General features: G+C 72.8%; 18 protein-coding genes, 1 tRNA gene and 1 pseudogene. 14 read left to right on the top strand and 6 right to left on the bottom strand.

Annotated elements, in window-relative coordinates:
• Nucleotides 1-27 precede the first annotated feature (27 nt).
• The 8 genes and pseudogenes from ABTZ58_RS27390 to ABTZ58_RS27425 all read left to right on the top strand — a co-directional run.
• Nucleotides 28-1,143 (top strand): annotated as a pseudogene (locus ABTZ58_RS27390) (inositol-3-phosphate synthase); the annotation flags it as partial.
• Nucleotides 1,144-1,532: 389 nt separating this feature from the next.
• On the top strand, nt 1,533-2,585 hold the full coding sequence (locus ABTZ58_RS27395) for an SCO3242 family prenyltransferase (RefSeq protein WP_502996130.1): 1,053 nt from the start codon (nt 1,533-1,535) through the stop codon (nt 2,583-2,585).
• Entirely contained in the window at nt 2,582-3,784 is a 1,203-nt protein-coding gene (locus ABTZ58_RS27400) for a sugar phosphate isomerase/epimerase family protein (protein ID WP_351361957.1), read from the top strand. The genes ABTZ58_RS27395 and ABTZ58_RS27400 overlap by 4 nt, the downstream gene beginning before the upstream one ends.
• Entirely contained in the window at nt 3,781-4,533 is a 753-nt protein-coding gene (locus tag ABTZ58_RS27405; RefSeq protein ID WP_351361960.1) for an EboA domain-containing protein, read from the top strand. Before ABTZ58_RS27400 ends, ABTZ58_RS27405 begins: the two co-directional genes overlap by 4 nt.
• Nucleotides 4,533-5,441, top strand: coding sequence for a TatD family hydrolase (locus ABTZ58_RS27410; protein WP_351361963.1), 909 nt, complete (start codon nt 4,533-4,535; stop codon nt 5,439-5,441). Before ABTZ58_RS27405 ends, ABTZ58_RS27410 begins: the two co-directional genes overlap by 1 nt.
• 3 nt (nt 5,442-5,444) lie before the next feature.
• Nucleotides 5,445-6,614 (top strand): metabolite traffic protein EboE, encoded by a 1,170-nt coding sequence (gene eboE / locus ABTZ58_RS27415; protein WP_351361966.1) that lies wholly within the window; start codon nt 5,445-5,447, stop codon nt 6,612-6,614.
• The gene (locus ABTZ58_RS27420) at nt 6,611-8,023 is read left to right on the top strand and encodes an alkaline phosphatase family protein (protein WP_351361969.1); all 1,413 of its coding nucleotides are present in this window, start codon (nt 6,611-6,613) and stop codon (nt 8,021-8,023) included. The genes eboE and ABTZ58_RS27420 overlap by 4 nt, the downstream gene beginning before the upstream one ends.
• An 81-nt stretch (nt 8,024-8,104) precedes the next feature.
• Nucleotides 8,105-9,157, top strand: coding sequence for a sugar phosphate isomerase/epimerase family protein (locus ABTZ58_RS27425; protein WP_351361972.1), 1,053 nt, complete (start codon nt 8,105-8,107; stop codon nt 9,155-9,157).
• Nucleotides 9,158-9,368: 211 nt separating this feature from the next.
• On the opposite strand, the gene ABTZ58_RS27430 is transcribed toward ABTZ58_RS27425, so the two are convergent.
• From ABTZ58_RS27430 to ABTZ58_RS27445, 4 genes are all read right to left on the bottom strand, one after another.
• Entirely contained in the window at nt 9,369-10,757 is a 1,389-nt protein-coding gene (locus ABTZ58_RS27430) for an OFA family MFS transporter (protein ID WP_351361975.1), read from the bottom strand.
• 122 nt (nt 10,758-10,879) lie between these two features.
• On the bottom strand, nt 10,880-13,024 hold the full coding sequence (locus ABTZ58_RS27435; RefSeq protein ID WP_351361978.1) for an acetate--CoA ligase family protein: 2,145 nt from the start codon (nt 13,022-13,024) through the stop codon (nt 10,880-10,882).
• Between the two features lie 4 nt (nt 13,025-13,028).
• Nucleotides 13,029-14,270, bottom strand: a complete 1,242-nt coding sequence (gene frc / locus ABTZ58_RS27440; RefSeq protein ID WP_351361981.1) for a formyl-CoA transferase — start codon at nt 14,268-14,270, stop codon at nt 13,029-13,031.
• 12 nt (nt 14,271-14,282) lie between these two features.
• The gene (locus ABTZ58_RS27445; protein WP_351361984.1) at nt 14,283-15,965 is read right to left on the bottom strand and encodes a thiamine pyrophosphate-binding protein; all 1,683 of its coding nucleotides are present in this window, start codon (nt 15,963-15,965) and stop codon (nt 14,283-14,285) included.
• A 142-nt stretch (nt 15,966-16,107) separates the two neighbouring features.
• On the opposite strand from ABTZ58_RS27445, the gene sucC reads away from it, so the two are divergent.
• The 3 genes from sucC (at nt 16,108) to ABTZ58_RS27460 (ending at nt 20,264) form a co-directional block, all read left to right on the top strand.
• On the top strand, nt 16,108-17,238 hold the full coding sequence (sucC, locus tag ABTZ58_RS27450) for an ADP-forming succinate--CoA ligase subunit beta (protein WP_351361987.1): 1,131 nt from the start codon (nt 16,108-16,110) through the stop codon (nt 17,236-17,238).
• A 14-nt stretch (nt 17,239-17,252) separates the two neighbouring features.
• A complete protein-coding gene (gene sucD, locus ABTZ58_RS27455; protein ID WP_351361990.1) occupies nt 17,253-18,179 on the top strand; it encodes a succinate--CoA ligase subunit alpha in 927 nt (308 codons plus the stop codon).
• 543 nt (nt 18,180-18,722) lie between these two features.
• Complete coding sequence (locus ABTZ58_RS27460) at nt 18,723-20,264, top strand: aldehyde dehydrogenase family protein (protein ID WP_351361992.1); 1,542 nt, start codon at nt 18,723-18,725, stop codon at nt 20,262-20,264.
• Nucleotides 20,265-20,353: 89 nt separating this feature from the next.
• On the opposite strand, the gene ABTZ58_RS27465 is transcribed toward ABTZ58_RS27460, so the two are convergent.
• On the bottom strand, nt 20,354-21,685 hold the full coding sequence (locus ABTZ58_RS27465; protein WP_351361995.1) for a DUF2254 domain-containing protein: 1,332 nt from the start codon (nt 21,683-21,685) through the stop codon (nt 20,354-20,356).
• A gap of 142 nt (nt 21,686-21,827) precedes the next feature.
• Between ABTZ58_RS27465 and ABTZ58_RS27470 the strand changes: the two genes are divergently transcribed.
• The 3 genes from ABTZ58_RS27470 to fusA all read left to right on the top strand — a co-directional run bounded on the left by ABTZ58_RS27470 (nt 21,828) and on the right by fusA (nt 25,315).
• Nucleotides 21,828-21,912, top strand: a tRNA-Leu gene (locus tag ABTZ58_RS27470).
• Nucleotides 21,913-22,044: 132 nt separating this feature from the next.
• Nucleotides 22,045-22,878, top strand: a complete 834-nt coding sequence (locus ABTZ58_RS27475) for an NmrA family NAD(P)-binding protein (protein ID WP_351361998.1) — start codon at nt 22,045-22,047, stop codon at nt 22,876-22,878.
• Between the two features lie 394 nt (nt 22,879-23,272).
• Nucleotides 23,273-25,315: an elongation factor G gene (gene fusA, locus ABTZ58_RS27480; RefSeq protein WP_351362001.1), complete on the top strand. Its 2,043-nt coding sequence runs from the start codon at nt 23,273-23,275 to the stop codon at nt 25,313-25,315.
• Here fusA and ABTZ58_RS40260 read toward each other — a convergent pair.
• A complete protein-coding gene (locus ABTZ58_RS40260; RefSeq protein ID WP_502996131.1) occupies nt 25,260-25,409 on the bottom strand; it encodes a hypothetical protein in 150 nt (49 codons plus the stop codon). The two genes, fusA and ABTZ58_RS40260, sit on opposite strands and share 56 nt — an antisense overlap.
• Between the last annotated feature and the right edge of the window lies 1 nt (nt 25,410).

Consider the following 25,410-nt stretch of genomic DNA (forward strand, 5'->3'; position numbering starts at 1 on the left):
GGTTCGCGCACGACCAGGAGGCTGCCCATGTCCGCGTCCCTTCCCCGACCGCGTGTGGGGGTGTGGCTGATCGGAGCCCGCGGCTCCGTCGCCACCACCGTCGTCACGGGGTGCGCCGCCGTCGCCGCGGGACTGCACCCGCCCACCGGCATGGTCACCGAGACAACCGCGTTCGCCGGCAGCGGCCTGCCCGCCCTGTCCGACCTAGTCTTCGGCGGCCACGACACCCTCGACTGCCCCCTCCCCAAACGCGCCGAGACCCTGACCGCCGGCGGCGTCCTGCCCCCCGGCGTCGCCACCGCCGTCAGCGCCGAACTCGCCGCGGCCGAGCGGGAGATCCGCCCCGGCGGCCCCACACCGGGTGACACCCGGAGCGAGGCCGACCTGATCGCGGCCTTCGCCCACGACATCCGCGACTTCACCCACCGCCACGCACTGGAGCGGACCGTGGTGGTCAACGTCGCCTCCACCGAACCGGCCTCCCAGGGCCCCGGCGCCCCGCTCCCCGCCAGCACCCTGTACGCCCTGGCCGCCCTGCGCGCGGGCTGCCCCTACGTCAACTTCACCCCCTCCGAGGGCATGCACCACCCCGTCGCCGCCCGCGAGGCCGAGCACAGCGGCCTGCCCTACGCCGGCCGGGACGGCAAGACCGGGCAGACCCTGCTGCGCGCCGTGCTGGGCCCGATGTTCGCGCAGCGGGCCCTGAACGTCCGGGCCTGGTCCGGCACGAACCTGCTCGGCGGCGGAGACGGCGCCGCCCTCGCCGACCCGGCCGCCGCGGCGGCGAAGAACGCCGGCAAGGAACGCGTCCTCGCCGACACCCTCGGCAGCGTCCCCGAGGGCGAGGTCCACATCGACGACGTCCCCGCCCTCGGCGACTGGAAGACCGCCTGGGACCACATCGCCTTCGGCGGCTTCCTCGGCACCCGCATGATCCTCCAGACCATCTGGCAGGGCTGCGACTCGGCCCTTGCGGCACCCCTGGTGCTCGACCTCGCCCGGCTCACCGCCCGCGCCCACGACAGGGGCCTGTCCGGCCCGCTCGGCCCTCTCGGCTTCTACTTCAAGGACCCGGTGGGGGAGGGGCCCTCGGGCCTGTCCGAGCAGTACGAGGCACTGGTGCGGTTCGGACGCGAACTGGGCCGGACGACCGAGGCGGACCCGGGCGCGGGGGCGGGGGGCAGCTTCGGCGTGGAGGCGCGGAGCGACCTCGGTACGGAGGCGGGGAGCAGTCCTGGCGTGGGGGCGGGGAGCAGGCTGAGCGCGCAGGTTGAAGGCAGCTTCGGCGCGGGGGCGGGGAGCAGCTTCGGTACGGAGGCGGGGAGCAACCTCGCCGCGAGGGCTGGGAGCAGTCCTGCCGTGGAGGCGGAGGACAACCTCGGCACGGAGGCCGACGGCGGCCTCGCCGCGGGGACGGGGACGGGGACCAGGCGTGGCGTGGAGGCCGAGGGCGGCCCCGGAACGGAGGCCGAGGGCAGCCCCGGCGTGGAAGCGGGGGAGCGGGCCGACGCATCGGAGGACGTGCTGTGACGCTGCGCGAGAGCCCCGGATCACGCCCCGACGGCACCGGCACGGCGGCCCCCGGGGCCGTCGCCCGCGGCACGGGAGGGCGAACGGGCACCGGCCGCCCGGACCGTCGACGCGCTCGACGCGCGCGACGCGCCTGGGCGGAACTCCTGCGCCTGCCCGCCCTGTTCAGCGTCCCCGGCGACGCCCTGGCCGGCGCGGCCGCAGCCGGGGCGCGGCCCGGAGCCCGCACCCTGCTCGCCATCGGTTCCTCCCTCTGCCTCTACGAGGCGGGCATGGCCCTCAACGACTGGGCGGACCGCGACGTCGACGCCGTCGAACGCCCGCACCGCCCCCTGCCGTCCGGCCGCATCCGGCCGTCCGCCGCGCTCACGGCGGCCTGCGCGCTCACCGCGGCCGGGCTGGCCCTGGCCGCCCGCGCCGGGCGACCGGCCCTGACCGTGGCCGCACCCCTGGCCGCGACCGTCTGGGCGTACGACCTCGGCCTGAAGCACACCCCGGCCGGACCCGTGGCCATGGGCGCCGCCCGGGGCCTGGACCTGCTCCTGGGAGCCGCGGCCACCACCGGCCGCACCGCCCAGGCCCTGCCCTCCGCCGCCCTCCTCGGCACCCACACCGTCGCCGTGACGACGGTCTCCCGCCAGGAGGCCCGGGGCGGATCCCCCCTGGCCCCACTGGCGGCCCTCGCGACGACCGCCCTGCTGAGCCGCGCGGTGACGCGGCGGCCTGAGGAACCGGCACCCGGCCGCTCCCCGGCGACGGCCCGCAACCCGGCCGGCTCCCGAACCGGCCGCCGGCACCCCCGGGACGCGACAGCCGAGCTGCTCACCGCCGCCTGCGCGGCCACCTACGCCGCGACCGCCGCCCGCCCCTACCTCCACGCCGCCCTGAACCCGTCACCTCCTCTCACCCAACGCGCCGTCGGAGCCGGCATCCGCGCCACGATCCCCCTCCAGGCCGCCCTCACCGCCCGCTTTCGGGGCACGGCCGCCGCGCTCCTCATCACCGCCCTGGCCCCGCTCGGAGCGAAGTTCGCGAAGAAGGTGAGCGTCACATGAGCCACGAAGCGCCCCACACGTCGGCCGGCCCCGCGACGACCGCCTCACCTCAGGCGGCGGCGGACCGCGAGATGCCCTCCGGGCTCCGGGCGGCCTCGGGCGATCAGCCCGCGTCCGCCGTGCCCCACGCCTCGGCCCACCATCCGACGCCCACCGGGCCCCTCGCGGCCGGCCCCGGCACGACTCCGGGCAACCCCCGCACCAGCTCCGCGACGACCGCCTCACCCGCCCGACCCGCCAGTCAACCCGCCGCTGTCACCCCCCTCCGCTTCGGCTACGGCACCAACGGGCTCGCTGACCTCCGTCTCGACGACGCCCTCTCCCTCCTCGCCGACCTCGGCTACGACGGCGTCGGGCTGACCCTCGATCACATGCACCTCGACCCGCTCGCCCCCGACCTCGCCGCCCGCACCCGGCGGGTCGCGCAGCGGCTGGACGCGCTGGGCCTGGGTGTCACCGTGGAGACCGGCGCCCGTTATGTGCTCGACCCGCGGCGCAAGCACGGCCCGTCGCTGCTCGACCCGGACCCCGAGGACCGGGCCCGCCGTGTCGACCTCCTCGTCCGGGCCGTCCGTGTCGCCGCCGACCTCGGCGCCCACGCGGTGCACTGCTTCAGCGGCATCGTCCCCGAGGGCACCGACTCCGGCACCGCCTGGAAACGCCTCGCCGCGACCCTCACCCCCGTCCTGGACGCCGCAGCCACCGCCGGCGTCCCGCTCGCCGTCGAACCCGAGCCCGGCCACCTCCTCGCCACCCTCGCCGACTTCCACCACCTGCGCCGCGCCCTCGGCGACCCCGAGCCGCTCGGCCTCACCCTGGACATCGGCCACTGCCAGTGTCTCGAACCCCTGCCTCCCGCCGACTGCGTCCGGGCCGCCGCCCCATGGCTGCGGCACGTCCAGATCGAGGACATGCGGCGCGGCGTCCACGAGCACCTCCCCTTCGGGGACGGGGAGATCGACTTCCCGCCGGTCCTGGCGGCCCTCGCCGCCACCGGCTACCAGGGCCTGACCGTCGTCGAGCTGCCCCGCCACTCCCACGCGGGCCCGCACTTCGCCGCCCACTCCCTGCCCTTCCTCCGCCACGCCGAGCAGGCCGCCGCGGCCACCGCGCCGCCGTCCCCCGTTCCGGCCCTCCAGCAGGCCGCGCCACCCCACGGCGCTCCCTCCACCACCCCTGAAGGGAGCAGCACCCCATGACCCACCCCCGCGCCACCCCCGCGGCGAGAACCGAGAGCAACCCGGACACCCGCAGCAGCAGAACCCGCACCGACTCACCCACCCCCGACACGGCGGCCCTCACCCTCCCCTCGCCCGCCGACCTCCACCGCCGCCTGACCACCGACCTCGACCCGGACGCCCGCGCCTGGCTGGAGCGCGCCCTGGACGAGGCCGCCGCCCACCCCGGCATCCACGGGCCCATCTCCGCGTGGGAACTGCGTCTGGCCGAGGCCGGCCGCCGCTGCGGGGCCGCCCACGCGGACCACGCACGCGTCCTCATCCTCCACGCGGCACGGGCCGGCACCGACGCCCTGACCCGCGTGTACTTCCAGGGCACGGCCGACGAACGCCGCGCCGTCCTGCACGCCCTGCCGCACCTCGTGTCCGGCCCGGCCGCCCTGCCGCTCGTCGAGGACGCCCTGCGCACCAACGACACCCGGCTCCTCACCGCCGCCGTCGGTCCGTACGCCGCCCGGCACCTGGACGCCCATGCCTGGCGACACGCCGTACTGAAGTGCCTGTTCACCGGCGTGCCCGTCGACCACGTCGCGGACCTGCCCCGGCGGGCCCGCGGCGACGGCGAACTCGCGCGCATGCTGGGCGACTACGCCGCCGAGCGCACCGCCGCCGGCCGCCCCGTCCCCGAGGACCTGTACCGCGTCCTGGACCTGACCGAGTCCGCCACCCCTGCCCCGGGGCCGGACCACCCCCACGGCAAGGAGTCCTGATGCGCATCTTCGACCCCCACATCCACATGACCTCCCGGACCACCGACGACTACGAGGCCATGTACGCAGCCGGCGTCCGCGCCGTCGTCGAGCCCGCCTTCTGGCTCGGCCAGCCCCGGACCTCGCCCGCCTCCTTCCGCGACTACTTCGACGCCCTCCTGGGCTGGGAGCCCTTCCGCGCCGCCCAGTACGGCATCGCCCACCACTGCACGATCGCCCTCAACCCCAAGGAGGCGAACGATCCGCGCTGCGTGCCCGTCCTCGACGAACTGCCCCGGTATCTCGTCAAGGACAACGTCGTGGCCGTCGGGGAGATCGGCTACGACTCGATGACCCCCGCCGAGGACACCGCCCTCGCCACGCAGCTGCAGCTCGCCGCCGACCACGGCCTGCCCGCCCTCGTGCACACCCCGCACCGCGACAAGCTCGCCGGGCTGCGCCGCACCCTCGACGCCGTCCGGGAGTCCGCCCTGCCCGCGGAACGCGTCCTGGTCGACCACCTCAACGAGACCACCGTCAAGGAGGCCAAGGACAGCGGCTGCTGGCTCGGCTTCTCCGTCTATCCGGACACCAAGATGGACGAGGAGCGGATGGTCGCCATCCTGCGCGCCTACGGCCCCGAGCAGGTCCTGGTCAACTCCGCCGCCGACTGGGGAAAGAGCGATCCGCTCAAGACCCGCAAGGTCGCCGACCTGATGCTCGCCGAGGGCTTCGACGAGGACACCGTCGACCAGGTGCTGTGGCGCAACCCGGTCGCCTTCTACGGGCTCAGCGGTCGCCTGAACCTCGACGTCACCGGCACCGGGGCCACCCACGAGGGCAACTCCATCCTGCGCGGCGCCCCGAAGGACCCGCAGCCGGACCCCGGGCCCGGGGACCCGGCCCGCGTCCCCGCAGCGGAGGCCTGAGCCATGCGCTTCCGCCACCCCGACGGCACCACCGTCCACCTCGCCTACTGCACCAACGTCCACCCCGCCGAGACCCTCGACGGCGTCCTCGCCCAGCTCCGCGACCACTGCGAACCCGTCCGCCGCCGCCTCGGCCGCGACCGGCTCGGCATCGGGCTGTGGCTCGCCAGGGGCGCCGCCCACGCCCTGGTCACCGACCCCGCGGCCCTGCGCGGCCTGCGCACCGAACTCGACCGGCGCGGCCTCGAGGTCGTCACCCTCAACGGCTTCCCCTACGAGGGCTTCGGCGCCGAAGAGGTCAAGTACCGCGTGTACAAACCGGACTGGGCCGACCGGGAGCGCCTGGACCACACCACCGCCCTGGCCCGCGTCCTCGCCGGGCTCCTCCCCGACGATGTCACCGACGGCACCATCTCCACCCTGCCCCTGGCCTGGCGCACCGCCTACGACGACCGGCGGGCCGAGGCCGCACACGCCGCCCTGCGCACCCTCGCCGAGCGCCTCGACGCCATCGAGGAACTCACCGGCCGCTCCCTGCGTGTCGGCCTGGAACCGGAACCCGGCTGCGTCGTCGAGACCACCCGCGACGTTATCGCCCCGCTCTCCGCGATCGGCCGCGACCGCATCGGCATCTGCGTGGACACCTGCCACCTCGCCACCTCCTTCGAGGACCCGCACACCGCCCTGGACGCCCTCGCCGCAGCCCGCGTCCCCGTCGTCAAAGCCCAGCTCTCCGCCGCCCTGCACGCCGAACACCCCCATCGGCCCGAGGTCCGCGAGGCACTCGCCGCCTTCGCCGAACCCCGCTTCCTGCACCAGACCCGCACCGCCACCGCCGCCGGGCTGCGCGCCACCGACGATCTCGACGAGGCCCTCGCCGGCCACGCCCTGCCGGACGCCTCACCCTGGCGCGCCCACTTCCACGTCCCCCTGCACGCGGCCCCCGCCGCGCCCCTCACCTCCACCCTCCCGGTCCTGAAGGCCGCACTGACCCGGCTCGTCGGCGGGCCCACCCCGCTCACCCGCCACCTGGAGGTCGAGACCTACACCTGGCAGGCCCTCCCGCCCGAACTGCGCCCCAAGGGCCGCGCCCAGCTCGCCGAGGGCATCGCCGCCGAACTCGCCCTCGCCCGCGACCTGCTGACGGACCTCGGCCTGAAGGAGCTGCCATGAGCACCCCCGAGCAGCCGGCCCCGGCCGGCACGGACCGCCCGACCCCGCTCCTCGTCCTCGACGTCGTCGGCCTCACCCCCCGTCTCCTCGACCACATGCCCCACCTCAAGGCGCTCGGCCGGTCCGGCTCCGTCGCCCCGCTGGGCACCGTCCTGCCCGCCGTCACCTGCGCCGCCCAGTCCACGTTCCTCACCGGCACCATGCCCTCCGAGCACGGCATCGTCGGCAACGGCTGGTACTTCCGCGAACTCGGCGACGTCCTGCTGTGGCGCCAGCACAACGGGCTCGTGGCCGGCGACAAACTGTGGGACGCCGCCCGCCGCACGCACCCCGGCTACACCGTCGCCAACATCTGCTGGTGGTACGCCATGGGCGCCGACACCGACATCACCGTCACCCCGCGTCCCGTCTACTACGCCGACGGCCGCAAGGAACCCGACTGCTACACCCGGCCGCCCGCCCTGCACGACGAACTCACCGAGAAACTCGGCACGTTCCCCCTCTTCCACTTCTGGGGCCCGGGCGCGGACCTCGTCTCCAGCCGGTGGATCATCGACGCGACCCGCCACATCATCCGCACCCGCCACCCCGACCTGGCCCTGTGCTACCTCCCTCACCTCGACTACGACCTGCAGCGGTTCGGCCCCGACGACCCCCGCTCCCTGAAGGCGGCCACCGACCTCGACAACGCCCTGGTCCCGCTCCTGGACGAGGCCCGGGCCGAGGGCCGCACGGTCGTCGCCCTGTCCGAGTACGGCATCACCCGCGTGAACCGGCCCGTCGACATCAACCGCGCCCTGCGCCGGGCCGGCCTGCTGGAGGTGCACACCCAGGACGGCATGGAGTACCTCGACCCGATGACCTCCCGGGCCTTCGCGGTCGCCGACCACCAGATCGCCCACGTCTACGTGCGCCGCCCCGAGGACCTCGACGCCACCCGCGCCGCCCTCGACGGCCTGCCCGGCATCGAGCAACTCCTCGACGACGAGGGCAAGAAGACCCACCACCTCGACCATCCGCGCGCCGGTGAACTCGTCGCCGTGGCGGAACCGGACGCCTGGTTCACGTACTACTACTGGCTCGACGACGACCGCGCGCCCGACTTCGCGCAACTCGTCGAGATCCACCGCAAACCCGGCTACGACCCGGTCGAGCTGTTCATGGATCCCCTCGACCCCTACGTCAAGGTCAAGGCGGCCACCGCGCTGGCACGCAAGAAACTCGGCATGCGCTACCGCATGGCGGTGGTGCCCCTGGATCCCTCACCTATTCGGGGCAGCCACGGCCGCCTTCCGCAGAGCGACGACGACGGTCCGCTCCTCATCTGCTCCACCCCCCGCGCTGTCGGCGACCGCATCGCGGCCACCGATGTGAAGTCACTGCTGCTCCGACTCGCCGGTCTCGGCTGAGGCCGTAGCCCTCGGTCCCGACTGGTCACAAGTGAAGCACTCACCACTGACAACGCCCCGCGATCACGAGGAGTTCCCCGCATGAGCCGCTTCTCCCAGCCCGACCCCGAGCTCGGCCACCGCCTGAGCAGACGAGGCATGCTCGGCGTGGCCGCCGGAGCCACCGCCGCCGCCCTGCTCGGCGCCGCGGCACCCGCGACGGCGGCCCCCGCCTCCGCCACCACCGGCACCGCGGCCGCCTCCAAGGGCCGCGGCCGGCCCGTCCTGCCGCCCGGCCGCCTCGGCATCCAGCTGTACAGCCTGCGCGACAAGGTCTCCACGCTCGGCTTCGGCCCCGTCTTCGCGGAACTGGAGCGGTACGGCTACGACGAGGTCGAGTTCGCCGGCTACACCCAGGGCTCGGCGGGCCCCATCACGCTCGCCCAGCTCAGGCGGCTGGCCCGCAGCCACGGCCTCAACCCGATCGGCAGCCACGTCGGCTACTACTCGAGCGACCCGAACGCCTACACCTTCGCGCAGAACCTCACCAAGGTCCTCGACGACGCCCAGGCCCTCGGTCTGAAGCACATCGGCACCGCCGCCGGCCCGTTCCGCTACGGCTCGACCGTCGACGCCTTCAAGCGCGCCGCCGAGGACTTCAACACCTACGGCGCCGCGGCGAAGGCCCGGGGCATGAAGTTCTACCAGCACAACCACTCCGAGGAGTTCTCCTTCGCCACCGACGACCCCAAGGTCCGCCTCTACGACATCCTGCTCGAGGAGACCGACCCGGACCTGGTGTACCTGGAGATGGACATCTACTGGGCGTACGTCGGCCAGTTCCGCTTCTCCAAGCGGCCCGACGGCACGGCCGCGCCGTTCGAGCCGCTCGACTACGTGCTGCGGCAGCCCGACCGCTACCCGCTGTTCCACGTCAAGGACGGCGAGAGCGTCCCGTCGGACCCGTACGGCTACCGCATGACCGACGTCGGCGACGGCGACATCGACTACCAGCGGTTCATCTCCGCCGTGACCCGCCTGCGCGGCCACCGTCTGGCCCACCACTGGCAGGCCGAGCACGACAACCCGGCCGAGTCCTTCACCTTCGCGCGCCGCTCCAGCGCGCACCTGCACTCGCTGCGGGAGAAGTGCTGAGCGACGAAACGGCATGAGGAGGCCCCTCCCCGCAACCGGGAAGGGGCCTCCTCACGTGGGGCAGGCTCAGCACACGGGCCGCGCCCGGCCCGGAGCGGGCCCGCCGGCCCCGCCGAGGCGGTGGACGCGGCCGTGGAAGTCGGTCGTGCTGCGAGCGGGGACGGTGTGCGGCGCGGGTGCGGACGATGCGGCGTGCGGGTCCGCCGTCGTGTCAGGTGGTGTCCTCGCCGAGCGGCTGCGGGTTCGGAGCGACGCGGCGCGGTCGCTTGTCGCGTCCCGGCGGGGTGAGGAACACGGCTACGCAGCCGGCGAGCAGGGAGATGGACCCGGCCAGGACGAAGGCACCGGAGTGTCCCCAGGCGCCGACCACCACGGCACCCATGCCCGCTCCCAGGCCGGAGACGAGCTTGGCGCTGTAGACCATGCCGTAGTTGGACGCGTTGTTGTTCTCACCGAAGTAGTCGGCGGTCAGCGCGGCGAACATCGGGAAGATGGCGCCGCCGCCGAAACCGGAGATGGAGGAGAAGACCAGGAACAGCGGCAGGTTCCCGGCGTTCGCCGACATGAGGATGCCGTACTGGGACAGGCCCAGGATGACGCACACGACCAGCAGGCACCGCTTGCGGCCGTAGAGGTCGGAGAGCCAGCCGATGACACCGCGGCCGGTGCCGTTGACGATGGCCTTCAGGGACATGGCCGTGGCGACGACGCCGCCCGCGAATCCGGCCTCCTCGCCGATCTCCACCTGGAAGGCGATGCCGAAGATGTTCACGCCGGACGTGCACGCCAGGCAGAACCACATCAGGGCCACCCGGCCGGTCTTCCACGCCTCCCTGGGGGAGTACTGGCGCACCGCCGGCGGGTTCATGCGCAGCGAACGGGCCGCGCGCGGGTCATTCGGCGGGTTGAGCGGGTCGATGCCGGCGGGCCACCAGTTCTTCGGGGGGTCCTTGAAGAAGTAGCCGGAGCAGGCCACGATCCCGGCCAGGAACACGCCCACCGAGACCAGTACCCAGCGGAAGTTGGTGAGGTCCATGTAGCCGTTGAAGAGAAACACGAAGGGAACCGAGCCGTAGGCGAAACCGCCGTTGACGAAGCCCGTCTTGCCGCCCTTGCGCTCGGGATACCACTTGCCGACCATGTTGACGCAGGTGGCGTACACCATGCCCGCGCCCATGCCGCTGAACATGCTGAAGCCGATGTAGGCGAAGACGACGTGCGGCGCGAAGGCCAGGGAGAGGTAGCCCATGAGGGTGCCCACCGAGCCGCACATCATGGCCCAGCGGGCCGGAAGCCTTCCGCTCTCGCGCAGTTTTCCCGCGGGGAAGGCCACCGCGGCCTGGAAGAAGACCCAGACGGTCATCATCCAGAAGATGTGCATGCTGTCCCAGCTGTGCGCCGTGTGCAGGGTCTCCTCGGCGGACGCGAACGCGTACTCGGCGGAGGAGATGCCCATCATGCCGATCCAGGGCAGGATCACCATCCACTTGCGCTTACGGCCCATGATGTCGATGTCGGTCTCACCGAGGCGGTAGACGCGGCCGTTCGCGTCGGTGACCTCCCGGTAGGGAACCGAGGTGGGCAGATCGGTCGTTGTCATGTCGTGTCGCACCCCTTGCGTCGAAAGATCTGGCCAGCGCCCCCTGTCCCATGCCTTTCGTGCGCGTGCGGGTCCCGGCGCCGGCCGACGCGCACCGTCGGCCGGCCCCCCGCTGCCTCACCTCATGTACCGCCCCCCAGCAGCCCCGCCTCCCGCGCCCAGCGGTACTTCGCGCCGAGCACGGCCACCGGCTTCTCGGTCGTGTACGGGTACGCCACGACCCCGCGCTCGAAGAGGTACCGGCAGGCCTCCTCGACCTCCACGTCCCCCGCGAGCGACGCCACCACGGGCTTGTCGATCCCGCGTTCGCGGAACTCGGCCACCACGCGTGCGGTCAGCTCCGCGAAGACCATCGGAGGAGTGACGATCGTGTGCCAGTAGCCCAGGACGAGCGCGTGGATGCGCGGATCCTCCAGCCCCAGCCGGATCGTCGCCTCGTACGTCGACGGCGGCTCGCCCCCGGTGATGTCCACCGGGTTGCCCGCCGCCCCGAAGGGCGGGATGAACCTCCGGAACGCCTCGTCGAGGTCCGGCGGTATCTCCATCAGCGACAGGCCGTTGTCCGTCACCGCGTCGGAGAGCAGCACCCCGCTGCCCCCGGCGCCCGTGATGATCACGACGTTGTCGCCCCGGGGAGCGGGCAGTACGGGCAACGCGCGCGCGTACTCCAGCATGTCGTTCAGCCCCGGCGCCCGGATGACACCGGCCTGGCGGAGGATGTCGTCGTAGACCGCGTCGTCCCCGGCCAGGGCGCCGGTGTGCGAACCGGCAGCCTTCGCGCCCGCCGCCGTACGGCCCGCCTTGAGGACGATCACCGGCTTCTTCGGCACGGTCGCCCGCGCGGCCGCCACGAAGGCCCGCCCGTCCTTGAGGTCCTCCAGGTGCATCGCGATGCACTCGGTGTGCGGGTCCTCGCCGAACCAGGTCAGGAAATCGTCCTCGTCCAGGTCCGACTTGTTGCCGAGCCCGACGATCGCCGAGACGCCCGTCCTGGTGGTGCGGGCGAAGCCCAGGATGGCCATCCCGATGCCGCCCGACTGCGAGGTCAGCGCCACCCCGCCCTTGACGTCGTAGGGGGTGCAGAACGTGGCGCACAGGTCCTGCCAGGTCGAGTAGTAGCCGTAGATGTTCGGTCCCAGCAGGCGCACCCCGTGCCGCTCGGCGATCGCCACGATCTCCGCCTGGAGTTCGTGTTCGCCGGTCTCCGCGAACCCGGAGGGGATCAGCACGGCGTTCGGGATCTTCTTGCGTCCCACCTCTTCCAGGGCCGAGGCCACGAACCTGGCGGGGATCGCGAAGACCGCCACATCCACCTCACCGGGAACGTCCGTGACACTCTTGTACGCCTTGCGGCCCAGAATGTCATCGGCCCTGGGGTTCACCGGGTGGATGCCGCCCGCGAAACCCCCGTCGACGAGGTTGCGCATCACCGAATTGCCGATCTTGCCCTGCTCGTTGGAGGCGCCGATGACGGCGACCGAGGCGGGCTGCATCAGTCGGCGCATCGAGGTGAGGATCTCGTCCCTGGAGTACTTCCGGCGCGCCGGGGGCCGCGACTCGGCGAGGATCACCCGGATGTCGGCCGCCACCGCTCCCTCCGCGGTGGCGATCACCGGGTTGAGGTCGACCTCCGCGATCTCCGGGAAGTCGGCGACGAGTTCGGAGACCCGGCGGATCTGCTCGGCCACGGCCCACCGGTCCACACCGGCCTGTCCGCGCACCCCGCGCAGGATCTCCGCGGAGCGGATCGAGTCCAGCATCGACAGTGCCTCGTCGGCGTCCACCGGCGCGAGCCGGAAGGTGACGTCCTTGAACACCTCGACGAGCACCCCGCCGAGCCCGAACGCGACCACCTGCCCGAACGTCGGGTCCGTGACCGCCCCGACGATGACCTCCTGGCCCTGCGGCAGCAGCTCCTGGACCTGCACGCCCGAGATGCGGGCCTTCGGGTCGTAGGCGCGCGCGTTGTCGACGATGGTGTGGAACGCGGCCCGCACGCCGACGGCACCCTCGACGCCGACGATCACCCCGCCCGCGTCGGTCTTGTGCAGGATGTCCGGCGAGACGATCTTCATCACGACCGGCCCGCCGAAGCGCGCGGCGAACGCGACGGCCTCGTCGACGTCGGTCGCCAGTTCCTCGCCCGGTACGGCGATGCCGTAGGCGTCGGCGAGCACCTTGCCCTCGGGCGCGGTCAGCGCGGTCCGGCCCTCGGCCCGCACCGAGTCGAGCAGGGAGCGCACCCGCGCCAGGCGGTCCTCGGCCATCACGTCAGATCACCCCGTTCGACTTGAGCAGGCGCAGTTCCTCGTCACCGAGGCCGAGTTCGCCGACGTAGACCTCTTCGTTGTGCTCGCCGAGCAGCGGAGAGCTGGTCACCTCGACGGGGGAGTCGGACAGCTTGAGCGGGCTGCCGACCGTCACGAACTCGCCCCGCTGCGGGTGGGGCACGGTCACGACCATCTCGTTGGCGACCAGCGAACGGTCCTCGATGATCTCCCGCGTGGACAGGATCGGCCCGCAGGGGATGTTGTGCCCGTTGAGCCGCTCCAGCACCTCCCACTTGGGCAGCGTCGAGGACCACTCCTCGATCAGCTGGAACATCTTGCTGAGCTTGGGCAGCCGCGCCTCGGGCGTCGCCCACTCGGGGTCGTCGGCCAGCTCGGGCCGGCCGATGAGCTCGCTGATCGGCCGCCAGCCGACGGGCTGCACGATGACGTACACGTAGTCGTTCGGCCCGCCCGGCGCGCACTTGACCGCCCAGCCGGGCTGGCCGCCGCCGGACGCGTTCCCCGACCTGGGAACCTCGTCGCCGAAGTCCTCGTTGGGATATTCAGCGAGCGGCCCGTGTGCCAGACGCTGCTGGTCCCGCAGCTTCACCCGGCACAGGTTCAGCACGGCGTGCTGCATGGCCACGTTGACCCGCTGCCCGCGACCGGTGCGCTCCCGCTGGTAGAGCGCGGCGAGGATGCCCGCCACGGCGTGCACACCCGTCCCCGAGTCCCCGATCTGGGCCCCCGTCGCCAGCGGCGGCCCGTCCTCGAAACCGGTGGTCGACATCGACCCGCCCATGGCCTGCGCGACGACCTCGTACGCCTTGAAGTTGGTGTACGGGCCCTCGCCGAACCCCTTGATGGAGGCATAGACGATACGCGGATTGATCTCCTGGATGCGGTCCCAGGTGAAGCCCATGCGGTCGACCGCGCCCGGCCCGAAGTTCTCGACCATCACGTCGGAACGCCGGATCAGCTCGGTCAGGATCTCCTTGCCGCGCTCGGTCTTGGTGTTGAGGGTGATGCTCCGCTTGTTGCAGTTGAGCATCGTGAAGTAGAGGGAGTCGACGTCCGGCAGATCACGCAGCTGCTTGCGCGTGATGTCACCGGTCGGTGCCTCCAGCTTGACGACGTCCGCGCCGAGCCAGGCGAGCAGCTGGGTCGCCGAGGGCCCGGACTGGACGTGGGTCATGTCCAGGACGCGGATGCCGTCGAGAGCCCTGGTCGAGGTCTGGGTCATGCCAAGCGCTCCTCACTTGTACATGGTCTGGTTCATGGTTCCGGGGGCGTACGCGTCGGGGTCGACCCAGACGTTGATCAGGGACGGCTTGCCGGACTCGCGGGCGCGCCGGAGGGCGGGGCCGATGTCGGCGGGGTCGCGGACCTCCTCGCCGTAACCGCCGAGCATCTGGGCGAACTTGTCGTAGTGGACGTCACCGAGGGTGTTGCCGACCCGCTCGCGGTCCTTGCCGTACTTGGCGGCCTGGCCGTAGCGGATCTGGTTCATGGAGGAGTTGTTGCCGACGATGCCGACGAAGGGGAGGTCGTAGCGGACGAGAGTCTCGAAGTCCCAGCCGGTCAGGGAGAACGCGCCGTCACCGAAGAGCGCGACGACCTCCTTGTCGGGCCGGGCCTGCTTGGCCGCGAGCACGAACGGGACGCCGACGCCGAGCGTGCCGAGCGGGCCCGGGTCCATCCAGTGCCCGGGCGACTTGGGCTGCACGACCTGCCCGGAGAAGGTGACGATGTCGCCGCCGTCGCCGATGTAGATGGAGTCCTCGGTGAGGAAGTCGTTGATCTCGCTGACCAGACGGTACGGGTGGATGGGTGAGGCGTCCGACCTCAGGCTGGGCAGCCGCTTCTCCAGGGCGGTCTGCTCGGCCGCCCGCAGCTCGTCCAGCCACTCCTTGCGCTTCGACGCCCCGCCGTCGACGCGCCCGGAGGCCGCCTCGGTCACCGACTTCAGCACGAGCCCGGCGTCGCCGACGATGCCGAGGTCGATGTCGCGGTTCTTGCCGACGGTGCGGTAGTCGAGGTCGATCTGCACGACGGTCGCGTCCGCCGACAGCCGCTTGCCGTAGCCCATGCGGAAGTCGAAGGGCGTGCCGACGATGACGATGACGTCGGCGTTGGAGAAGGCGTACCGGCGCGAGAGCTGGAAGTGGTGCGGGTCGCCGGGTGGCAGGGTGCCGCGGCCGGCGCCGTTCATGTAGGCGGGGATGTTCAGCGTGCGCACCAGCTCGATGGCCGACTCGGTGCCCCGCGTCGTCCAGACCTGGCTGCCGAGCAGGATGGCCGGTTTCTCCGCGTGCACCAGCAGGTCGGCGAGCCTCTCGACCGCCTCCGGGTCGCCGGCCGAGCGGGTCGAGGCACGGTAGGCACCGGCCTGGGGCACATGTGCCTTCCCGGCCGGCACCTTGGCGTCGAGCACGTCGCGCGGGATCTCCAGGAAGGAGGGGCCCGGCGCGCCGTGGAAGCACTCGCGGAACGCCATGGACACCATGTCCGCCGCGCGCGCCGTGTCCGGCACGGTCGCCGCGAACTTGGTGATGGGGTTCATCATGTCGACGTGCGGCAGGTCCTGCAGAGAGCCCATCTTGTGCTGGGTGAGGGCACCCTGACCACCGATCAGCAGCATCGGGGACTCCGCGCGGAAGGCGTTGGCGACCCCGGTGACGGCGTCGGTGGTCCCCGGGCCCGCGGTGACCACGGCGCAGCCGGGCTTGCCGGTGATGCGTGCGTAGCCGTCGGCGGCGTGGGCGGCGACCTGTTCGTGACGGACGTCGACGACCTCGATGCCCTCGTCCACGCAGCCGTCGTAGATGTCGATGATGTGGCCGCCGCACAGCGTGTAGATGCGGTCGACCCCCTCGGCCTTCAGCGCCTTGGCTACGAGATGACCACCGGAGATCACGTCCTGGGTGTCGTCGGGCATGGCGAAGTCCTGTCCCTTCGTAGGGGGTTGGAGCGGCTCGCGGTACATTGCATACAGTCGACGAATACTGTATGAAGCTTGTTATCCCGCATCCGGTGGGTGGTGTCCAGGGGGCGTGCGGCACTTTCAGTCAGGAGCCGGAATGGACCTGTACGAGCACCAGGCAAGGGAACTCTTCGAAGAACACGGCATCTCGGTGCCGAGGGCCGAGGTCACCGACTCGCCCAAGGAGGCACGCGACATCGCCCGCAGGCTCGGCGGACGCGTGGTGGTCAAGGCCCAGGTCAAGACCGGCGGACGGGGCAAGGCGGGCGGTGTCAGGCTCGCCGCCGACCCCGCCGCGGCGGAGCTCACCGCCCGTCAGATCCTCGGCATGGACATCAAGGGCCACACGGTCGGCACGGTGATGCTGGCCCAGCCCGTGGACATCGAGACCGAGTTCTACGTGTCCTACGTACTCGACCGCACGGCGGGCCGGTTCCTCGCGATCGCCTCGGCCGAAGGCGGTATGGACATCGAGGAGGTGGCCGCCACCCGGCCCGACGCCGTGGCCCGCGTCCCCGTCGACCCGGCCCGGGGCGTCACCTCCGCCCAGGCGGGCGAGATCGCACAAGCCGCCGGACTGCCGCCGCAGACCGTGGACGTCCTCGTCCGGCTCTGGGAGGTCCTGGTCCGCGAGGACGCCCTCCTGGTCGAGGTGAACCCGCTCGTGCGCACCCGGCAGGGGCAGGTCCTCGCCCTGGACGGCAAGGTCACCCTCGACGACAACGCCCGCTTCCGCCGGGCCCGGTGGGGCGCCGACGACGTCGTGCACGGCGACTCGCTGGAGGCGACGGCCGCCGCCAAGGGCCTCAACTACGTCAAGCTCGACGGCGAGGTCGGCATCATCGGCAACGGCGCCGGGCTCGTCATGTCGACCCTCGACGTGGTCGCGGGCTGCGGTGCGCGGCCCGCCAACTTCCTCGACATCGGCGGCGGTGCCAGTGCCCGGATCATGGCCGGCGGACTGTCGGTCATCCTCTCCGACCCGGACGTGAAGTCCGTCCTCGTCAACGTCTTCGGCGGCATCACCGCCTGCGACGCGGTCGCCGACGGCATCGTCCAGGCACTGGACAGCGTCCGGCTGACCAAACCGCTCGTCGTGCGCCTCGACGGCAACAACGCGGCCCGGGGCCGGGCCGTCCTCGACGAGCACGCGCACCCGCTGGTCGAGCAGGTCACCACCATGGACGGCGCCGCCGCCCGTGCCGCCGAACTCGCCACCACGGCCTGAGGAGAGGGAACGCCATGGCCATCCACCTCACCAAGGAGAGCAAGGTCCTCGTCCAGGGCATGACCGGCGGCGAAGGCATGAAGCACACCCGGCGGATGCTCGCGGCCGGCACCAACGTCGTCGGCGGCGTCAACCCCCGCAAGGCCGGCCGCACCGTCGACTTCGACGTCCCCCGCAGCCCGAACGGCCTGGGAGGCGCCCCCACGGCCGTACCCGTCTACGGCTCGGTCGCCGAGGGCAGGCGCGCGACCGGAGCGGACGTCACCGTCGTCTTCGTGCCGCCCGCCTTCGCCAAGGCGGCCGTCGTCGAGGCCGCCGACGCCGGAATCGGGCTCGCGGTCGTCATCACCGAGGGCATCCCCGTCCACGACTCCGTCGCCTTCACCGCCTACGCCCGGGAGAAGGGCACGCGCGTCATCGGCCCCAACTGCCCGGGCCTCATCACCCCGGGCCAGTCCAACGCGGGCATCATCCCGGCCGACATCACCAAACCGGGCCGCATCGGCCTGGTCTCCAAGTCGGGCACGCTGACGTACCAGCTCATGTACGAGCTGCGCGACGTCGGCTTCTCGACCTGCGTCGGCATCGGCGGCGACCCCGTCGTCGGCACCACGCACATCGACTGCCTCGCCGCCTTCGAGGACGACCCCGACACCGACCTGATCGTGCTCATCGGCGAGATCGGCGGCGACGCCGAGGAACGCGCGGCGGCGTACATCCGCGAGCACGTCACCAAGCCCGTCGTCGGCTACATCGCCGGATTCACCGCGCCCGAGGGCAAGACCATGGGGCACGCGGGCGCGATCGTGTCCGGCTCCTCCGGTACGGCCCGGGCGAAGAAGGAGGCACTGGAGGCGGTCGGTGTGCGGGTGGGCAGCACCCCTACCGAGACCGCGAAGCTCGTGCTCGCCCTGCTCGAAGACCGGCAGCGGGCCGTCTGAGCCGGCCCCGCGACGGGCCGTTCGAGTCCAGAGCCGCGGGTCGTTCGAGCCGAGATCCGCGGGCCGCTCGATCGCAGGCCCGTGGCGGGTCGTTCGATCGCAGGCCCGTGGCGGGTCGTTCGATCTCAGGCCTGCGGCGGTCGGCCGAGCCGGGTCCGTGGTGGGTCGTTCGAGCCGAGACCCGCGGTGGGTCGTTCGATCGCAGGCCTGCGGCGGTCGGCCGAGCCGGGTCCGTGGTGGGCCGTTCGAGCCGAGACCCGCGGTGGGTCGTTCGATCTCAGGCCCGTAGCGGCCGGCCGAGCCGGGTCCGTGGTGGGCCGTTCGAGCCGAGACCCGCGGTGGGTCGTTCGATCTCAGGCCGTAGCCGTCGGCCGAGCCCGGTCCGTGGTGGGCCGTTCGAGTCCAGACCTGCGGGCCGTTCGAGTCCAGACCTGCGGGCCGTTCGAGCCGAGACCCGTGGCGGGCCGTGAGTCCACACCGGGGCGGGCCGCCCGAGCCCGTCTGTCCGCCCCCCCGACCGTGCACCGAGAGCGGAGCAACCGCATGGCACCCCCCCTCACCCTGAAAGCCGGCACGTCCTGGCCCGACGCCTGGCAGCGCTGTCTCGCCGCCGCACCCGAGGCCTTCCGCGACGACCGGGTCCTCAACCTCTGGAACGCCGGCTGGCAAGCGGACGGCCGGGTCCTGCCCGCCGTCAGCCCGGTCGACGGCAGCCCGATCACCGGCCCGCCGCGCCTGGACGGGGCCACCGCCCGGCAGGCCGTGCGCGCCGCCCTCGACCAGCACCGGGCCTGGCGGCACGTCCCGCTGCCGGAGCGCCGGGCCCGCCTGGCGGCCACCCTCGACGCTCTCGCCGAACACCGCGCGCTCCTCGCGCTGCTGCTCGTCTGGGAGATCGGCAAACCCTGGCGGCTCGCCCAGGCGGACGTCGACCGGGCGATCGACGGGGTCCGCTGGTACGTCGACGGCATCGAGCCGATGCTCGCCGACCGGGCCCCGCTGGACGGGCCCGTGTCCAACATCGCCAGCTGGAACTACCCGATGAGCGTGCTCGTTCACGCAGTGCTGGTCCAGGCACTGGCAGGCAACGCGGTCATCGCCAAGACCCCGACCGACGGCGGCGTCGCCTGTCTCACCCTGGCCTGCGCGCTCGCCGCCCGCGAGGGGATCCCCGTGACCCTCGTCAGCGGCAGCGGGAGCGAGCTGTCCGAGGCGCTCGTACGGGCGCCCGAGATCGGCTGCGTCTCCTTCGTCGGCGGCCGCGACACCGGCGCCGCGGTGGCCACGGCCGTCGCCGACCTCGGCAAACGCCACGTACTCGAACAGGAGGGACTCAACACCTGGGGCATCTGGAACCACTCGGACTGGGACGCGCTCACCGCGGTGATCCCCAAGCTCTTCGACTGCGGCAAGCAGCGCTGCACGGCGTACCCGCGCTTCGTCGTCCAGCGGCAGCTGTTCGACGCGTTCCTGGCCGCGTACCTCCCGGCGGTCCGCGCGCTCAGGGTCGGGCATCCGCTCGCCGTGGAGCAGCCCGGCGATCCCTGCCCGGAGCTGGACTTCGGACCGGTGATCAACGCGGCGAAGGCGAAGGAGTTGCAGGACCAGGTGGCCGAGGCGGTCGAGCGCGGGGCGGTGCCGCTGCACCGCGCCAGCCCCGGCGACGCGCACTTCCTGCCCGGGCAGGACACCTCCGCCTACGTCCAGCCCGTCACACTCCTCAACCCGCCGCGCTCCTCACCCCTGCACCACGCGGAGCCGTTCGGCCCGGTCGACACCATCGTCCTGGTCGACACGGAGGCGGAGCTGCTGGCCGCGATGAACGCCTCCAACGGGGCGCTGGTGGCCACGCTGTCCACGGACGACCGGGCCACCTACGAGCGGCTCGCCCCGCAGATCCGCGCGTTCAAGGTCGGCCACGGCCGGCCCCGCTCCCGCGGCGACCGCGACGAGCTGTTCGGCGGACTCGGGGCGTCCTGGCGCGGCGCGTTCGTGGGCGGGGAACTGCTGGTGCGCGCGGTGACACGCGGACCGGCGGGGGAGCGGCTGCCGGGGAACTTCCCGGAGTACCAGCTGTTGCCGTGAGGGGAGTGAGGGCGGCCGGCGTCGGGTGCCGCGTGCGCGGGGCGCTGCCCTGTGCTCGGCTCCACGGGCCGGTTCCGGCCCCCGCCCCCTCAGCCGATGCCCTGCCGGTCCGGGTGCAGGGCGAAAGCCCGGTCCGCCGGGGTCGGGGCCGTGTGGGCGACCTGTTGCCGGAGCAGTGCGCGGTGACGCAGCAGCGGCTCCCGCCGGTCCCGCGGCGCCAGCAGGAGCAGGTCGTCCAGCCCGGCCAGCATGCGCCGCGACACCTGCGGGCTCCCCACGGCGCAGCCGCGCACCTCCGTGAACCCGAGATCCACCAGCTCGGTCCACCCCGGCACCGGCTGCACCAGCCGTACCACCCCGCCCCGGTCCCGGTGCAGGGCGGCGTCCAGCGGATGCCGGCTCAGCACCGCCAGGAACTGCACGATGCGGTCCAGCGCCTGAACGGCGGTCGTCGGATCGTTGATCGCGGACGACAGCGCGCGCAACGCGATGTCGGCCAACTGCCGCAGCCCGAAGCCGAGATCCTGGTGGTAGGTCCGCTCCACGCCCACCGAGACGGTGTGGCGCAGCGCCCTGCGCGGCGGGGCGGCCCCACCGTGGACCGCCAGCACGGGTGTGCCCGGCACCACGAAGTCCCCGATCCGCGGGATCAGCCGCAGCACGGCCCCGTGCTTGCGCGCCACCCGCACCAGCCGTGCGATGTGCACGTCCCGCAGCACCCCGGCCCGCCCCTCGTGGGGCACCCACGCGGTCGCGGCGCCCAGGTCGGGCGCCTCCTGCCCGCCCGCGGGTGCGGTCATCGAGGCGGCCACCCGGAAGGACTCCGCGGCGATCCGCGCGATCACCTGGCTGATCCGCATCAGCCGCAGGGTGCTGTTCACGTACAGCACGAACAGCAGCAGGCTCAGCGCGACCATGCAGAGCGTGAGGACGGACTGCACCAGCGGCAGCGACGTCACGACACGGGCGTCGTCGGCGCTGTCGAAGGCGGTCAGCACCAGCAGCGTCAGCACGAACGTGGCCAGGAACACCGCGAAGGTCGCCTTGGTGATCCGGCTGCGGACGAAGAGCCGCACCACACGCGGGGTGAACTGCCCGCTCGCCATCTGCACGGCCACCAGCGAGATGCTGAGCACCACACCGATGAAGGTCATCATCGCCGAGCCGACCGCGCTCACCACTGCCTTCGCGTCCTGCGCGAACCGCAGCAGCTCGTCGAGCGTGTCGTAGTCGCCCTCCTTCCGGAGTGCCTCCACGATGGCCGTGTCGAGCGCCTGTGCTCCCAGCCACACCAGGAAGACGGCGGCCATCGCCGCGGTGGGGGCGAACCAGAACGTGTCCCGCAGATGCTCCCTGAGCGGTGACAGGGCGTGCGGGCGACGCCTCGCGACAGGGCTCTGCGTCACCAACCAGTCACTCATGGTGTGACCCTAGGGGCAACGGGCCGCGAGGTCCCGGAACCCCGCCCGGCGGACGGAAACGCAGGTGAAAGGCGCTCCGAAACCTTGGTATTGTGGTGCCTGTCGCCGCGGGGAACACCCCTGGCAAGGCGACGGACACCTGGTCCGGGTGGCGGAATGGCAGACGCGCTAGCTTGAGGTGCTAGTGCCCTTTATCGGGCGTGGGGGTTCAAGTCCCCCCTCGGACACTGACACGCAGGGTGCCGACCAGTTCATGGTCGGCACCCTTTCTCGTGCCTCCCGCAGCACAACGGGTGGCGGGCCGTACCCGGGTGCTGTCGCGGACAGAAGGTGACCGCAAGCCTTCCTAGGGTCGGGGCATGACCGAAACGCAGAGGATCCTCGTCACCGGCGCCACCGGCACCGTCGGCCGCCAGGTCGTCGCCGAACTGCTCGCACGGGGCCACCGGGTGCGCGCCCTCACCCGTGACGCGGCGAAGGCCACCTTCCCGGCCGGGGTCGAGGTAGTCGAGGGCGACCTGACCGAGCCCGACGGCCTGGCCCCGGCGCTGGAGGGCGTGAGCGGCCTGCACCTGATCACGTTCGGCGGCGCGGCCTTCACCCCGCTCCAGACCGGCCCGCGGATCCTGGAACTCGCCCGTGCGGCCGGCGTCCGCCGCGTCACCGTGCTGCACGGCGGCGGGCCCACGCCGCTGGAGGACGCCGTGCGGGCCGAGGACGGCGTGGACTGGACGGTGCTCATGCCGGTCGAGTTCATGGCGAACGCCCTGGAGTGGACGGCCGGGATCACGGCATCGGGCGAGGTGCGCGAGCCGTTCGTCTCCCGGCTGAGCGCCATGGTCCACGAGGGCGACATCGGCGCCGTCGCTGCGGTCGCGCTGACCGAGGAGGGCCACGCGGGCCAGGAGTACGTGATCACCGGCCCCGAGGTGCTCACCGTCGGAGACAAGGTGAAGACCCTCGCCGCCGCCGTCGGCCGGGAGATCGCCCTGGTCGAGCTGACCGAGGAGGAGGCCGTCGAGCAGTGGCGGGCCGCGCACCTGCCCCAGGACGTGATCGATTTCCTGCTGGAGGCGTACGGGAACACGCCTGAGGTGGGCCGCACCGTCTCCGGCATCGTCGAGAAGGTCACCGGCCGCCCGGCACGCACTTTCGCGCAGTGGGCCGCCGAACACGCCGGCGCCTTCCGGTGACGGCGCGCGGGTGTCTCTTATCGAGACACTCGGTCGTGCCCTGGGCAAGGACTACGCCCTCAACACCCCGGATTAATCCCTGGTCCCGCTCCCGCGAGGCTCCCTACACTCACGGACGTACCCGCGCCGCCCACGACCCGGGCGGTGCGCCGGCGTGACGAATGAAGGGGGGACGGCCGTGCGTGACCACACCGCTGCCGCTGTCTCCCTCCCGCGCTACGAGGTGATCCTCGTGTCCTCGTCGCCCCGGTGCCCGCTGCGCGGCGGCACCGGCTGACCGGGGCGAACACCGGCCACTCACAGGTGTTCTGACGGACCATCGGGCGAATTGTCCCTGCCCATCTCCCGGTAATCGCGCTGCCCTTCTCCCGATCGCATCGAAAGGCCCCGGGCCGTGCGCATCCACCTGAACCCGCTCGCCGCCGTCCGCAACCTCGGCATCCTCGCCCATGTCGACGCCGGCAAGACCACCGTCACCGAACGGATCCTGTTCGCCACCGGAACCACCCACAAGCGCGGCGAGGTCCACGACGGCACGACCGTCACGGACTTCGACCCGCAGGAGCGCGACCGGGGCATCACCATCTTCGCCGCGGCGGTGAGCTGTGCCTGGGACGGTCACCGGATCAACCTCATCGACACCCCCGGTCACGTCGACTTCGCCGACGAGGTGGAGCGCGCGCTGCGGGTGCTCGACGGCGCTGTCGCCGTGTTCGACGCGGTGGCCGGGGTGGAGCCCCAGAGCGAGTCGGTGTGGCGCCAGGCCGACCGGCACGGCGTGCCGCGGATCGCGTTCGTCAACAAGATGGACCGGGCCGGCGCCGACCTCGACACGGCCGTGGCGTCGATCCGGGAGCGGCTGCACCCCGCGCCGCTGCCGGTCCAGCTGCCGATCGGGGCGGAGGACGGCTTCACCGGCGTCGTCGACCTCGTCCGCATGCGCGCCCTGGTGTGGGATGACGGCGAGGCGCCAAAGGACCTTCCGGTGCCGGACGGCCTGCGGGACGAGGTCCTCGCCCGCCGCCGGGCCCTGGAGGAGGCGGTGGCGGAGCTGCACCCGGGCGCCCTGGAGGAGTTCTGCGCCAGGGGTTCCCTCTCGCGGCGGACGCTCGCGGCGGCCCTCGGGGACCTGACCCGGAGCGGGGACGGCGTGGTCGTGCTGTGCGGCTCCGCCTACCGCAACCGCGGTATCGAGCCGCTGCTCGACGCCGTCGTGGCGTGGCTGCCGTCGCCGCTGGACGTGGAGCCGGTGCGCGGCACCCACGCCGGGGCGGAGCAGCGGCGGGCCGCCGACCCGGCGGCGCCGCCGCTCGCCCTCGCGTTCAAGGTGCAGGCCACCGCGACCGGGCGGCTGACCTATCTGCGGATCTACTCGGGGACCATCCGGAAGGGGGACACGCTCTGGGACGCGACCGCTGGTCGCACCGAGCGGATCGGCCGGATCCTGCGCGTGCGGGCCGACCGGCACACACCGCTGGACAGCGCGGTCGCCGGGGACATCGTCGCCGTCGTCGGGCTGAAGTCCGCCCGCGCCGGCTCGACCCTGTGCGCGCCGGGCGCGCCCCTGCTGCTGGAACCGCCCGGTGTGCCCGAGCCGGTGGTGTCGGTCGCGGTCGAGGCCCGCAGCGCCGGTGACACCGACCGGCTGGCGTCGGGGCTGGCGCGACTGACCGAGGAGGACCCCTCGCTGGTCGTGCGCACCGACCCGGAGACCGGGCAGACCGTGCTGTCCGGCATGGGGGAACTGCACCTGGAGGTGGCGGTGGAGAAGCTCCGGCGCGAGCTCGGCCTGGAGGTCGGTGTGGGCCGTCCCCGGGTCAGTCACCGCGAGACCGTCGGCCGGGGTGTGTCGGGTCTGGTGTACCGGCACGCCAAACAGGACGGCGGGGCGGGGCAGTTCGCTCAGGTCGTGCTCGACGTGGAGCCGTACGGCGAGGGCGCCTTCGTGTTCCGTTCGACCGTCGTCGGCGGGCGCGTGCCGCAGGAGTACGTGCGGGCGGTCGAGGCCGGCTGCCGGGACGCCCTCGCCGAGGGGCCGCTCGGCGGACATCCGGTGACCGGGCTGCGCGTCACGCTCACCGACGGGGCGACCCATGTGAAGGACTCCTCGGACACGGCGTTCCGCACGGCCGGCCGGCTCGGACTGCGCGAGGCGCTGCGCGGCTGCGCGATGGTCCTGCTGGAGCCGGTCGCCGAGGTCACCGTCACGGTGCCCGAGGACGCGGTCGGCGGCGTGCTCGGCGACCTCGCCGCCCGGCGCGGCCGGGTGACCGGCTCGGTCACCCGGGCGGGCGCCGCGGTCGTCACCGCGACCGTGCCGCTGGCCGAACTGTCCGGCTGGGCGACCCGGTTGCGCAGCCGCACCCAGGGCCGTGGCACGTTCACGGCCCGGCCCACCGGCTACGCCCCGGCACCGGCGGCCGCCGCCGTGCGGTAGGGCCCGGCCGGGCCCCTGCTCTCCCGGTGGAGGGCAGGGGCTCCGGGGAGCCGAACATCACGCCGATCTTCTCGCGGAGCTGGTTGATGAAGATC

This window comes from Streptomyces sp. NPDC094143 (assembly GCF_040303825.1).
Classification (GTDB): domain Bacteria; phylum Actinomycetota; class Actinomycetes; order Streptomycetales; family Streptomycetaceae; genus Streptomyces.